At 68.4% G+C, this 13074-nt stretch carries 11 protein-coding genes; 1 reads left to right on the forward strand and 10 read right to left on the reverse strand.

The features are described 5' to 3' along the window. Positions 1-18 precede the first annotated feature (18 nt). The 10 genes from DBV10_RS12445 to DBV10_RS12490 all read right to left on the reverse strand — a co-directional run bounded on the left by DBV10_RS12445 (position 19) and on the right by DBV10_RS12490 (position 11334). Complete coding sequence (locus DBV10_RS12445) at positions 19-1152, reverse strand: ABC transporter permease (RefSeq protein ID WP_124513961.1); 1134 nt, start codon at positions 1150-1152, stop codon at positions 19-21. Position 1153: 1 nt separating this feature from the next. After that, the gene (gene rbbA, locus DBV10_RS12450) at positions 1154-3979 is read right to left on the reverse strand and encodes a ribosome-associated ATPase/putative transporter RbbA (RefSeq protein ID WP_370451162.1); all 2826 of its coding nucleotides are present in this window, start codon (positions 3977-3979) and stop codon (positions 1154-1156) included. After that, positions 3931-5013: an HlyD family secretion protein gene (locus tag DBV10_RS12455; RefSeq protein ID WP_124513963.1), complete on the reverse strand. Its 1083-nt coding sequence runs from the start codon at positions 5011-5013 to the stop codon at positions 3931-3933. Before DBV10_RS12455 ends, rbbA begins: the two co-directional genes overlap by 49 nt. Before the next feature lie 200 nt (positions 5014-5213). Then, a complete protein-coding gene (locus tag DBV10_RS12460) occupies positions 5214-5873 on the reverse strand; it encodes a DUF1569 domain-containing protein (protein ID WP_124513964.1) in 660 nt (219 codons plus the stop codon). A gap of 180 nt (positions 5874-6053) precedes the next feature. After that, positions 6054-7241: a GGDEF domain-containing protein gene (locus DBV10_RS12465; protein WP_124513965.1), complete on the reverse strand. Its 1188-nt coding sequence runs from the start codon at positions 7239-7241 to the stop codon at positions 6054-6056. A gap of 213 nt (positions 7242-7454) precedes the next feature. Further along, positions 7455-8741, reverse strand: a complete 1287-nt coding sequence (locus tag DBV10_RS12470; protein WP_124513966.1) for a hypothetical protein — start codon at positions 8739-8741, stop codon at positions 7455-7457. Positions 8742-8906: 165 nt separating this feature from the next. Further along, on the reverse strand, positions 8907-9671 hold the full coding sequence (locus DBV10_RS12475) for a hypothetical protein (protein WP_124513967.1): 765 nt from the start codon (positions 9669-9671) through the stop codon (positions 8907-8909). A gap of 2 nt (positions 9672-9673) precedes the next feature. Then, positions 9674-10249, reverse strand: a complete 576-nt coding sequence (locus DBV10_RS12480; protein WP_124513968.1) for a hypothetical protein — start codon at positions 10247-10249, stop codon at positions 9674-9676. Between the two features lie 8 nt (positions 10250-10257). Next, a complete protein-coding gene (locus tag DBV10_RS12485) occupies positions 10258-10545 on the reverse strand; it encodes a DnaJ domain-containing protein (RefSeq protein ID WP_063460432.1) in 288 nt (95 codons plus the stop codon). Positions 10546-10620: 75 nt separating this feature from the next. Then, positions 10621-11334, reverse strand: a complete 714-nt coding sequence (locus DBV10_RS12490) for a YebC/PmpR family DNA-binding transcriptional regulator (RefSeq protein ID WP_124513969.1) — start codon at positions 11332-11334, stop codon at positions 10621-10623. Positions 11335-11553: 219 nt separating this feature from the next. On the opposite strand from DBV10_RS12490, the gene DBV10_RS12495 reads away from it, so the two are divergent. Next, the gene (locus tag DBV10_RS12495) at positions 11554-12783 is read left to right on the forward strand and encodes a nucleoside recognition domain-containing protein (protein WP_124513970.1); all 1230 of its coding nucleotides are present in this window, start codon (positions 11554-11556) and stop codon (positions 12781-12783) included. Positions 12784-13074: the final 291 nt, after the last annotated feature.

The raw sequence follows: 13074 nt of genomic DNA on the forward strand, positions 1-13074 counted from the left end.
GCAAACCACCGAAAACCGCTACGCCATGCGCGCAATGGTCTTGCGGAACCGCGCCAGCGCCAGCGCAAACAGCACCGCGCCGATCCCCAGCAGCCACACCAGCGACGGCCACACCACCGCCCAGCCCGCGCCCCGGTAGAGGATGGCCTGGGCCAGCTCGGTGAAATGCGTGGTGGGTGCCAGCGCCATGCCGTACTGCACCCACAGCGGCATGCTCTCGCGCGGGGTGACGCCGCCCGAGAGCATCTGCAGCGGCATCATGGTGAGCACCATGAGCAGGCCGAACTGCGGCATGGTGCGCGCCACCGTGGCCAGGAAGATGCCCATGGAGGTGGTGGCAAACAGGTGCAGCGCCGCCCCCAGCAAGAACAGCGGCACCGAGCCCTCGATGGGCACGCCGATGCCCCAGCGGATCACCACGGTGAGCGACACCCACACGGCCACCAGCACCACCAGCGCCATGGCCCAAACCTTGGCCAGCATGATCTCGCCGGGCGTGACGGGCATCACCAGCAGATGCTCCACCGTGCCGTGCTCGCGCTCGCGGATCAGCGCCGCGCCGGTGAGGATGGTGGAGAGCATGGTCACGATGTTGATCAGCTCCATGAGCGAGCCGAACCACGCGGGCTGCAGCGCGGGGTTGAACCGCGCGCGCACCGACAGATCCACCGGCGGCACGGCCACGGCGCGGTAGCGCTGCACGAACTCGCTGGCCTCCAGCTGCACGATCTGCTGCACGGCGCCGTTGCCGACAAAGGCCTGGCTCATGCGCGTGGCGTCGATGTTGAGCTGCACCTGCGGCACCCGGCCTGCCAGCACATCGCGCTGGAAATGCGCGGGGATGTGCAGCACCAGCGTGTACCGGCCCGCGTCCAGCCCCGGGTCCACCTGGTGCGGCCCGATCATGGCGGGCCGCATGAACTGCGGCGGGTAGAACGCCGAGGCGATGCGCTCGGACAACGCCGAGGCATCTTCATCGACGATGGCGATGGGCACGTGGTGCAACGTTTCGGACTGGGCCATGCCCGCCGTGTACACCGCCACCGTGGTGGTGTAGACGATGAGGAACAGCATCATCGGGTCGCGCCACAGGCTCCACAGCTCCTTGATGCCCAGCCGCAAGATATGGGAGCCGCGCTCGCGCAAGGACATGTCAGGCCTCCTGCTTGCGCAGCAGCGCAATGGCCGCACCGATGATGACGGGCACCGCCACCAGCATGGGCCAGAACTCGGACTGCAGGTCCTGCAGGCCCAGTGCCTTGTTGAACACGCCCCGGCTGATGGTGAACATGTGGCTGGCCGGGTACAGCTCGCCCATCCAGCGCGCGGCGCCCGTCATGGACGACACGGGGTTGATCAGCCCCGCAAACTGCACGGCCGGGATGAGGGTGCCCACCATGGCAAAAAACATGGCCGCGATCTGGCTGCGCGTGACGGTGGAGGCCAGCAAGCCCATGCCCGTGGAGCACAGGCTGAACAGCAGCGCGGCCAGTGCCAGCGTGGCAAAGCTGCCGGTGATGGGCACGCCGAACACCGTCACCGCCGCCAGGCACATGAGGCCGAAGTTGAACAGCGCCAGCAGCACATAGGGCAGCTGTTTGCCCAGCATGAATTCGGTGCGGGTGGTGGGCGTCACGTACAGGTTGATGATGGAGCCCAGCTCCTTCTCGCGCACCACGGCCAGCGCGGTGAGCATGGCGGGCAGCATGAGCAGCAGCAGCGGGATCACGGCGGGCACCATGGACGGCAGGCTGCGCACGTCGGGGTTGTAGCGGTAGCGCGGCTCCACCTCCAGCAGGCCCCGGGGCGCCATGCCCGTGCGGCTGCGGCTTTCCTCGGCCAGCCACTGCTGGTGCATGCCCTGGGCGTAGCCGATCACGGTTTCGGCGCGCTGCGGCATGGCGCCGTCCACCCAGGCGCCGATCTGCACCGGCTGGCCCCGCGCCACATCGCGCGCAAAGCCGGGGGGTATCTCCAGCGCCAGCGAAATTTCGGCAGACCGCATGCGGGCGTCCAGTTCGGCGTAGGTGGCCAGCGGCGGCTGCTCGGTGAAGTAGCGCGAGCCCGCCAAGTTCTGCGTGTAGGCCCGGCTCAATGCGGTCTGGTCGCGGTCCAGCACCGCAAAACGCAGGTTCTCCACGTCCATGCTGATGCCGTAGCCCATCACGAACATCAAGATGAGCGAGCCCAGCAGCGCCATCGCGCCGCGCACCGGGTCGCGGCGCAGCTCCAGCGATTCGCGCCATTGCGTGCTGTGGATGCGGGCCAGGCTCTGGCGCAGGCGGGTGGGCCAGCCCGGTGCGGCGGGTGCCGCTGCAGGCACCGGTAAGGTCGGCGGGGGGGCCGGGGCGGTGGCCTCCGCAGCGCCCGGGCCCGCCGCGTCCTCCAGGTAGCCGATGAAGGCCTCCTCCAGCGTGGCCGCGCCCCGGCGGGCCACCAGCTCCTGCGGCGCAGCGCTCTCCAGCACACGCCCGGCGTGCATCAACGAGATGCGGTCGCAGCGCTCGGCCTCGTTCATGAAGTGGGTGGAGATGAAGATGGTGACCTTGTCGCGCCGCGCCAGCTCCACCATCAGGCGCCAGAAGTTGTCGCGGGCCATCGGGTCCACGCCCGAGGTGGGTTCGTCCAGAATCAAGAGCTCGGGCTGGTGCACCATGGCCACGGCCAGCGACAGGCGCTGGCGCATACCCAGCGGCAGCTGCATGGGCAACGCGCCGCGCACCTCCTGCAGCGCGAACCGCTGCAGCATGCCGGCCACACGCCCGGGAATCTCGGGCGCGGGCACATGGAACAGCCGCGCGTGCAGCACCAGGTTCTGCTCCACCGACAACTCGCTGTAAAGCGAAAACGCCTGCGACATGTAGCCCACGCGCCGCCGCGTGGCCATGTCCTTCGGGTCCACCGGCTGGCCCAGCAGCCAGGCCTGTCCCTCGCTGGCGGGCAGCAGGCCGGTGAGCATCTTCATGGTGGTGGACTTGCCGCAGCCGTTGCTGCCCAGAAAGCCGAAGATCTCGCCGCGCTGGATGCGAAAGCTCACATGGTCCACCGCCACGAAGTCGCCAAAACGCATGGTCAGGCCGCGCGCCTCGATGGCCACCTCGGCCGCCTGCGAGTGGTCCAGCGGCGGAATGTCGACGGGCCGGTGCCCCCGGCGCTTGGCCTCGGGCAGCAGCGCCACGAAGGCCTGCTCCAGCGCACCGTGCCCGGTGCGGGCCATGAGCTCGGCCGGTGTGCCCGTGGCCAGGATGCGCCCTTCGTCCATGGCCACCAGCCATTCAAAACGCTGGGCCTCTTCCATGTAGGCCGTGGCCACGATCACGCTCATGCCGGGCCGCGCGGCACGGATGCGGCCGATCAGGTCCCAGAACTGGGCGCGCGCCAGCGGGTCCACGCCCGTGGTGGGCTCGTCCAGGATCAGCAGGTCGGGGTCGTGGATCAGGGCACAGCACAGGGCCAGCTTCTGCTTCATGCCGCCCGAGAGCTTGCCCGCGGGCCGCGCCAGGAACGGGTGCAGGCCGGTGCTGTGCGTGAGCGCGTCGATGCGCCGGCGCCGCTCGGCCGCGCCGTGGCCGAACAGGCGGCCGAAGAACTGCAGGTTTTCTTCCACCGACAGCGTGGGGTAGAGGTTCTTGCCCAAGCCCTGCGGCATGTAGGCGATGCGCGGGCACACCGCGCTGCGGTGGCGGCGGCGCGCCATGTCGCCCCCCAGCACCTCCACCCGGCCCTGCTGCACCGCGCGCGCACCCGCCACCAGGGCCAGCAGGCTTGACTTGCCCACGCCGTCCGGCCCGATGAGGCCCACCATGCGGCCCGCGGCAATCTCCAGGTCGATGTGGTCCAGCGCCACCGTGCGGCCATAGCGCTGCCCCACGCCGCGCAGGCGCGCCACGGGCTCGGTGGCGGTAGCGGCGACAGCGACGGCGCTGTGGCTCACTGCGCGGCCTTGGAGTCCGTGTTGACGGCCAGCCCTGCAGGCCATGGCACCGCCGGGTCCACCCGCAGCCAGGCCACGCCCGGCAGGCCGGTCTTGACCTGTTCCTGGTGGCGCAGCAGCAGCGCCTTGTCGATCTGCGCGCGCACGCGGAACATGAGTTTTTGCCGCTCGCTCGCGGTCTCCACCGTCTTGGGCGTGAACTGCGCGGTGCTGGCCACGAACGACACGGCCGCAGGGACCACGATGCCGGGCGCGGCGTCGAGCACGATGCGCACCTCGCTGCCCAGGGCCACGCGGCCCGCCACCGCCTCGGGCAGGAAGAAGGTCATGTACACATCGGTCAGGTCCACCAGCTGCAGCACGCGCCCGCCCGCGCCCACCACCTCGCCGGGCTGGGCCACGCGGAACTGCACGCGGCCGTCGCGCGGGGCCTTGAGTTCGCTGTCGGCCAGCTCCACGTCGATGCGCGCCAGCGTGGCCTCCAGCGCGCGCACGTTGGCCTCGGCGCTGGTCACCTGGGTGCGGGCCGCCCCAATGCCCGCCTGCGCGGCCTTGGCCTGGGCCTGGGCCGCGCGCACGGCTGCCTGCAGGCTGTGCACCTTGGCGCGGTCGTCGTCGAGCAGCTGGCTGGAGAAGAAGCCCTCGCGCGCCAGCTGCTCAGAGCGCGGCAAGCGGCGGCGGGCGGTGTCGAGGTCGCTCTCGCGCTGGGCCACCACGGCCAGCGCGGCCTGGTGGTCGCTTTCGCGCTGCGCCACCTGCACCTGGGCGCTGCTGATGGCCACCTGCGCCTGCTGCAGCCGCGCCACGGCCTCTTCGCGCTGGGCCTGCAGGCCATCGATCTGCATGCGGGCCACGGGCTGCCCGGCCTTCACGAACGCGCCCTCGGCCACCAGGATGTCCTGCACCCGGCCCGCGAGCTTGGTGGCCACCGCGATCTCGGTGGCCTCGATGCGGCCGTTGCCGCTCACGAAGCCGGGGCCCGGCCCCTGCGAGCGCCAGGGCGCCCAGCGCACCACCAGCACCGCGCCCAGCAACAGCAGCACCAGCGCTGCCGCATATGTCTTCCACTTGCTGCCCATGGTTCATCCTTGTTGGCATGCCGGCGGGCGCACGCCAGGCCACGCCTGCGATGCCGCCCCCCGTCCAAAGGCATGGTACGCGGAGCCCCCCGGCCCGTCCCCGGCAGGTCGCCATGACCGCTTGACTTGCATCAATCCGCCTGCGATTGCCCCCAGGGGTCGCCCACTGGCCGCCAAGGAGATTTGTTTAGAACCTGTTCTTATGCCGGCGTGCGCCCGTCAAAGGCCGACAGGTGGTTGGCCAGGTGCATGGCGTGCGCCTGCTCGTACTGCGCGTGGCTCAGCGCCCCATAGGCAAAGTGCGGGTGCAGGGCCCCGGTGTGGGCCGCAAAATCCTGCACGGCCTTGTGCAGCCGGGCCAGGGCGGCGCTGGCATCGGTGGCCGTTGCGTTGAGCGCTGGCGCGCCCGGAATCGGCTCGGCCAGGTTGTGGCTCATGCGGCCCCGCAGGGCGAACACCTGAAAGGCGGCCGCCCCCACCGTGGCCTGGAACAGCGCCGACCGGGGGGCCGGAAACCCCTGCAGCGAGTATTCGATGCTCTGCGCGCAGTGCTCCAGCGTCTGCGACCAGCTCCAGGCCGTGGCGGGCGCGAGTGCGTATACCGACGCGGCGTTCAGGCGTTCCACCTCGTGCAGGGCCTGGCCAAGGGTGGCGAACACCAACTGCCGGTCATTGCCCGGCCGGTACAGGAAATAGCCTGCGCCCACCACCGCCGCGCCGCCCACGGCCGCCAGGCCCACGCCCGCGCGCACAAACGACCGGCGCGAAGGGGCGGAGGGCTGCGCCGAAGGGCCCTGGGCGACGGGCGTACCGGGGTGGGAGGGGGCGCTCTGCGCGCGATGCGGGGGAGGCACTGCCATGGGTCTGCTCGCTCGTGCAGGGAGTGGAAGAGAAAGCAGGCATTCTGCAGCCCTGGCCGGCCCCAGGCCAGAGCCCATCATGCGCGGGGGTCGGCCAGCCGACACAGGCGATGGTGTTCTCACCCCACCGCGTTGCGTTGCCCCAGACAGCGCAGGCAGCGCAGACAGCGCCAAGCAGTGTCAGGCAGCGGCGGCCAGGGTCATCCGGGACAGCATCTCCACCCGGTTGCGGCCCCGCTCCTTGGCCAGGTACATGGCCTCATCGGCGCGCTGCAGGGCGGTGTCGGCCGTCTCCCCGCCGGTGCACAAGGTCACGCCCACACTCACCGTCAGGGCAATCGAGCGCTGCCCGGTCACCACCGGGTGCGCCTCGACCAGGGCACGCAGCCGCTCAGCCACCGCAATGGCGCCGCCCCCGCCCGCGTTGGGCAGAAAGATGGCGAACTCCTCCCCGCCCAGGCGACCGATCACGTCCTCCTTGCGCAGGCAGCGGTTGGCCAGCGCCACAAAGTGGCGCAGCACGTCGTCACCCGCGCGGTGCCCCCAGGTGTCGTTGATCTTCTTGAAATGGTCCAGGTCCATGACCAGCACGGGCAGCGCGGTCTGCGTGCGCTGCGCGTTGCTGATGGCCTTGTCCAGCAGCGTCAGGAACGCCCGGCGGTTGAACACGTTGGTGAGCGGGTCCACCTCGGCCAGGTGGCGCAGCTCGCTGGTGGTGAACTCGTTGGTCAGCATCAGCACGCCAAACGCCGTCAGCACCAGGGCCAGCATGGCCTCCAGCACCACAAACTGCGACAGCATCACCACCATGCCCGATTCGGGATCCATTGCCCCCGCAGGCAAGGCGAGCTTGAACAGCAGGGGCCGCAACAACGCAAAGCTGCCATGAACGCCCAGCACACCGGCAAACAGATAGCGCAAGGGTGCCGAGCGCAAACCGCCCCGCGCCATGGTGCGCGCGGTCAACAGAAAAAACACGCCGGCCACCAGGCCTGAAAGCGCGAAGCGGGCGCCCGGATTGGGCTGCACCTCCGTGAAATACACCGACAGCGCCACCAACCCGGCCATGGTGCAAGCCGCAATCCAGTGGGGCACGGGCGCTCGCCCCATGTAGGCCCGCCCGCCCAAAAAGCACAGGTAGGCCGCCAGCGCAATCGATCCCTGCGCCAGAACCACCGACACCCACAGCGCCCATGGAAGCTGGTCGCGCACCAGCAGGTTGATGCAGTACGCCGTGGCACACAGAAACGACTGCATCCACAGCCGCAGGCCCGGTATGTGCCGGTTGAAATACCAGACCGCATAGAGCACGACTGTCACCAGCGCCGAAAGAATGGCCGCGACGATAACGAGGGTGGGGCTGTGCACAGAGGGACGGCAGTGGGTGGAAGGATGGCGGGTCGGTCCTGGCGCCGCGCGTGGGGCGGCCTTGGCGGAACAAGGCGGCAGGCACGCTGGGCGTTGGCGATACTAACCGAGAGCCGCGACCACCTGCCAGCCACCGCAGGCAGGCGCGCCCCGCGCCAATGCCCCTTTCCCCCTGTGACCGCAGCGGCGGTGGCGCTGAACCTGTGGAGGCTCTCAGCCCACCACGTGGCACTCGCGCCGCAGCAAGGCCAGGGCGTCGTGCATCTGGTAGTCCCGGTCGCTGGTGAGCGTGGCCTGGGCGTCCTGCACAAAGCTGGTCCACAGCGCCAGGTAATCCTGCTGGAACGCGCCCGCCGCATGGCTGCGGATGAAGTCGGTGGCCAGCGCGGGCTGCAGGCCCGTCTTGCGGATCTTGCGCACCAGGCTGGCGGCGGTTTTCTCGGTCAGCAGCGTCTTTTTGGGGGCGCCGGCGGCCAGGCACAGAAACAGCGTGAGCAGCGAGTGCTCATCGTCGTTGCCCCCGGTCGCCTTGGTCCATGTCTTGCTGGCAGGCTGTGGAGGCTCATCGTCGTCCTCCAGCACATCCAGGCTGCGGTGAAAGCTGTCCACTTCGGCCAGAGGGTCGTCCAGCAGGAAGTAGCGTGCCCTGAAGGCGCCCATGGGGCGCAACAGGGTGCGCAGGGGCGCAGCGGATTGCAGCAGCTTGGGCAGGTCGGCCAGCACGGTGGCGCACTGGACTTGCAGCACGTCGCGCAACGCTGCTGGCACACCGGGGGGCAGGCGCAGCGCCGTCGGCAGGAGCGCCTTCTTTTTGCGCAGTGCAGTCACCAGCTTTTCAAACACCGGGGCGCTGGGCCACTCACTGGCCGCCATGGCCTTGGGGTTCAACGCCTGCATCAGCAGCCCTGTGCGGATCACGGCCTCGGCGTCGGCACCGGCGGTTTCCAGCTCGTCGGTGTCCAGGTCGTACTGCGCGGCCAGCCACTCGGCAGCGGCAATGGCCTGGGCAATCTGGCTGCGCCGGGCCAGCTCGGCGCGGTAGTCGGCATGGCTGCGCAGCGACCAGGCAGCCAGCAGTGGGGTTTCGGCATCGGCATAGCCGGCCATGCCGAAGTTGCTGCTCTCGGGCATGGCAATCAGGCGCTTGAGCATGTCCGAACCGCCCTTGGAGCGAGACAAAAAGGAGTGGTCGCGCAGCGAGACGGCCGCCTCGGCCAGGTCGCCGCCCGTGGTCTCCAGCAAGTACAGGCTGATGAGGTTGACCATGCGGTCGCGCGCTTTTTCCAGCTCGGGCCGCAAAAACTCGCTGCCAAAGTAACGCGCGATCTGCACCATGCCCTTGGGCGCATCGGCGTTGATGGCCGCGAGCCGGTCCGCACCGAGGATGCCGTGCTGCACGCCGTGCACCAGCGCCTTTTCAAAGAAAGGGCGCGCATCGTGCAGTTGCAGGGCATTGGCGCCCGCTGGCGAATCAGAAGCAGTCGTAGGGGGCAAGGTCATGCAGGTACTCCATCGCGTTGCTCACGCTCTTTGCAACTGGCGCGGCCCCAGGCCAGGACCGCCGAGCAAGGGCCGCCCCGCAGCGAGGGCGGTGTCCCCCTCTCCCGAATCACGCAGTGATTCGGGAGAGGGGGGAAGGCGCGCAGCGCCACAGGGGGATGTTCTCTAGATCGCGGATTCTTCGTCAGACGCGCGGGCTGCGGGCGTGGCCTTGCCCCGGTCGGTCTCGCTGGTCTCGAACTTGCCGTCGTCTTCCTCGGCGGGGGCGTCCTCGCCCTCTTCCAGGCCCAGGTCAAACGCACGGGCCTTGGCGCGCAGCACCAGCAGCATTTCGATGAACAGATCGCGGCATTCATAGCGCAGCAGCCAGGCCATCTGCATCCAGTCGCGGTCGGCCACTTCGTCCTGGTCCACGCGCGGCTGCACGTAGCCCGATGCCAGCAACTCGTCATCGCTCAGCGTGAGGCCATAGTCTTCGGTCGCGTCAAAGGTGCCGGTGCGCGCAAAGGCCTCCACGCGGCTCCACTTCTCGGCAAAGTAGTTGGCCAGGGCCTCGGCGCCACCTTCTAGATCGCCAATGGCGGTGAGGAACTCCACCGGGTCGGCATCGTCGCGGAAGACCACGGCGTTGACCATGTTGCGCAGGTGCGTGTGGGTGAGGTCTTTGTACTGCTTCTCCAGCACCATGGCGCGCGCGAACTGCTCGGGCGTGACCAGCATGTTGACCACGGACGCCTTGGAGTCGTCGTACTCGCGCATCACGGCCAGGATGTCCTTGGGCGCGAGCTGGTCCAGCACCACCATCAGCGCGCCGTCGCCGTCGGTGTCGGCCAGCTCGGCCAGGGCCGACTCGGCGCCCACGATGTCACCGGCCGCAATGAGGCTGGTGGTTTTGGTGATCAGGGCGAGGTGTTGGTTGCTGCTGCTCATGGTCATTCCTTGCGCTCAAAGCCTGCGTCGGCCAGCCAGTTGGCGCTGGACTCTTCGCGCGTACGGCTGTTGTGCGGGTCCACCGCATCGTCGGCGCTCAACGCGTTGTAGTCGTCGTCGTGTTCCAGCGCGTCTTCACCATCGTCCTCGGCATCCCCATCGCCATGCGCAGTGGCAGCAGGCGCCAGGCGCGCGTGCTGCTGCAGGTATTCCAGCCCGGCCGCCACCGCCAGAAAGCGCGCGCCCTGGGGCTCACGCAGCACGGTCTGCGCCAGGCTCGTGGCCCAGGGCTCCAGCGCGATGGCATGGGTCAGGCTGTGCCAGTCGGGCAGGCTGTCGGCGGCCTGGCCCAGCAGGTGCTCGACCGCAGCGGGCTTGGTGAAGCGAAAGCCCCGGTGAAACACCACGGCCACCATCTCGGGGGCCAGCTCCATCATCTGCACCAAAAAGGCAATTTCGTTGCGCTTCTCTGCCAGGCGCTTGCGCAGCACATCGTTGCCTTCGGAGTCGGAGACCAGGTCGTCCAGCTCGGCCTGGTAGGCAGAGCGCAGGTCATGAAAGTAGGGAGAAAGTTTCACAGAGGCGATCAGGAAGAAGAAAGAATGCGCGCCGAATAGGCCTGCCAGATCTCTTGCGCGGTCTGCAGCGGATCGTCCAGCAGGTTGCGGCGCCGGTTGTCGTCGTAGGCCTGGCGGGCTTCGTCGTCGGACAGCACCTCGTAGGCCTTTTGCACCTGGGCAAAACGCTGGGCCGCGTCCGGCGCATCGTTGCGGTCGGGGTGGTAGAACGAGGCCTTCTGCCGGAAGGCCTTCTTGATGTCGGCCAGCGACGCATTGGCCGCCAGCCCGAGGGCGGCGTAGTGGTCTGCAGTCATTGAAAGGTGGGTGGTGTGAGAGCCGGTGGCGGTGGCGCAGGCCGCAGGGGCCTGCGGCCGCGTATCAACCGTGTATCAGCCGCCCAGGCTCACAAACACGTTTTGCACGTCGTCGTTGCCGTCGATGGCCGCCAGGAAGTTTTCAACCTCTTCGAGCTGCTCGGCCGTGAGGTTGGCGGGGTTGACGGGGTTCTTGGGCTTGTAGCCGAGCTTGACCGACAGCACATTGAACCCATGGGCAGGCAGCGCGCGGCTGACCAGGTCGAGATCAGTGGGGTCGGTCCAGAAGGTGGTGGTGCCTTCTTCGTCGCCCGCTTCAAAGTCCTGCGCACCGGCTTCAATCGCGGCCAGCTCGGGGTCGGCGTCGCCGTTGGCGGGTTCGGCTTCGATCATGCCCACATGGTTGAAATCCCAGGCCACCGAGCCCGAGGTGCCCAGTTGCCCCTTGCGGAACAGCACGCGCATCTCGGGCGCCGTGCGGTTGACGTTGTCGGTCAGGCATTCGACCATCACGGCCACCTGGTGGGGCGCAAAACCTTCGTAGATCACGCGCTCGTAGTTGACGGCATCGGCTCCGGTGCCGGAGCCCTTCTTGATGGCGCGCTCCAGCGTGTCCTTGGGCATCGAGGCCTTGCGGGCCTGCTCGACGACCAGGCGCAGGCGCGAGTTGCTGGCCGGGTCGGCGCCGCCACGTGCGGCCACGGTGATTTCCTTGACCAGCTTGCCAAACAGCTTGCCCTTGGCATCGGCAACCAGTGCCTTGCCCTTTGCTTTCCACTGCGCGCCCATGGGGGTTACCTTTGTGTGTGGGTTGGGGGGTGTTTGCCGTGGGTCGCCCCGCGCGGCAAAACCCTATAGTTTACTCGTTGCCCTGCAATCACCCGTGCGAACAACCCTGGGGCTGTCGTGGCAGGGCCAAACCCGGTGCCACCGGCCCGGGCCCGCCCCGACAGCGTGTAACCTCAGCCACACGCCCACCCTTACCGGCCCTCTCGCCCATCCTCTCCCATGCTCAACACCCTGTGGCTCGGCTTCTTCCTGACGGCGGCGGTGGCCGCGCTGGCCCAGTGGCTGGTGGGCGGCAACGCCGAGATTTTTTCGGCCATGGTGCAGGCGCTGTTCCAGATGGCCAAGCTGTCGGTCGAGGTGATGGTGCTGCTGTTTGGCACGCTCACGCTGTGGCTGGGGTTCTTGCGCATCGCCGAGAAGGCGGGCCTTGTGGATGCCCTGGCGCACTGGCTGGCGCCGCTGTTTGCCAAGCTCATGCCCGAAGTGCCGCGCGGCCACCCCGCACTGGGGCTGATCACGCTGAACTTTGCCGCCAACGCCCTGGGGCTGGACAACGCCGCCACGCCCATGGGGCTCAAGGCCATGAAGTCGCTGCAAGAGCTGAACCCGCAGCCCGACACTGCCACCAACGCGCAGATCCTGTTTCTGGTGCTCAACGCGTCCTCGCTCACGCTGCTGCCGGTCACCATCTTCATGTACCGCATGCAGCAGGGCGCGCCCGACCCGACGCTGGTCTTCCTGCCCATCCTGCTGGCCACCTCAGCATCCACCCTGGTGGGGCTGCTGAGCGTGGCCGTGGTGCAGCGCCTGCCGCTGTGGAGCCCCGTGGTGCTGGCCTATCTGCTGCCCGTGGCGCTGGTGCTGGGCGGTTTCATGGCGCTGCTCACCACGCTCAGCGCCGCCGCCCTGGCCTCGCTGTCGTCGCTGCTGGGCAACCTCACGCTGTTTGCGCTGGTGGTGCTGTTTGTGGCCCTGGGTGCGTGGCGCAAGGTACCGGTGTACGAAGCCTTCATCGACGGCGCCCGGGAGGGATTTGACGTGGCCAAGGGCCTGCTGCCCTACCTGGTGGCCATGCTGTGCGCGGTGGGCGTGTTCCGCGCCTCGGGCGCTTTAGGCTATGTGCTCGACGGCATCCGCTGGTGCGTCGCTGCGCTGGGCGCCGACGCGCGGTTTGTGGATGCCCTGCCCACCGCCCTGGTCAAACCGTTTTCAGGCAGCGCCGCGCGCGCCATGCTGATCGAGACCATGCAGACCCAGGGCGTGGACAGTTTTGCCGCCCTGGCCGCCGCCACCATCCAGGGCAGCACCGAAACCACCTTTTATGTACTGGCCGTGTACTTTGGGGCCGTGGGCATTCAGCGCGCGCGGCACGCGGTGGGCTGCGCGCTGCTGGCCGAACTGGCGGGCGTGGTGGCCGCCATTGCCGTGTGTTACCAGTTTTTCGGGTAAAAATGGATCAAATCAGGCCTTACCGCCCGCCCATCAATCCCAGATAGCTACAAATTTTGCAGCAGAATCCTGCCTTGGCTTTTTCTCGGGGGCGCACCAGCCACCCCTCAGCGTTGCCTCCACTGCTCGCACTGAGTGCGCCACAGGCGAAAGGCAACGGGGTCGGCTGCGCAGCCCAACCAACGCCAATGCGTGGTTTCCACCATGCGCCCCCCCGAGGCGGTACCTATGCTCTGCCCATGGTCGCGCAAGCGGCGCCACGGCAGCGATCCAGCACTTTGACCCTTGCTC

It is taken from the genome of Acidovorax sp. FJL06, from assembly GCF_003852545.1.
Lineage (GTDB): Bacteria > Pseudomonadota > Gammaproteobacteria > Burkholderiales > Burkholderiaceae_C > Acidovorax.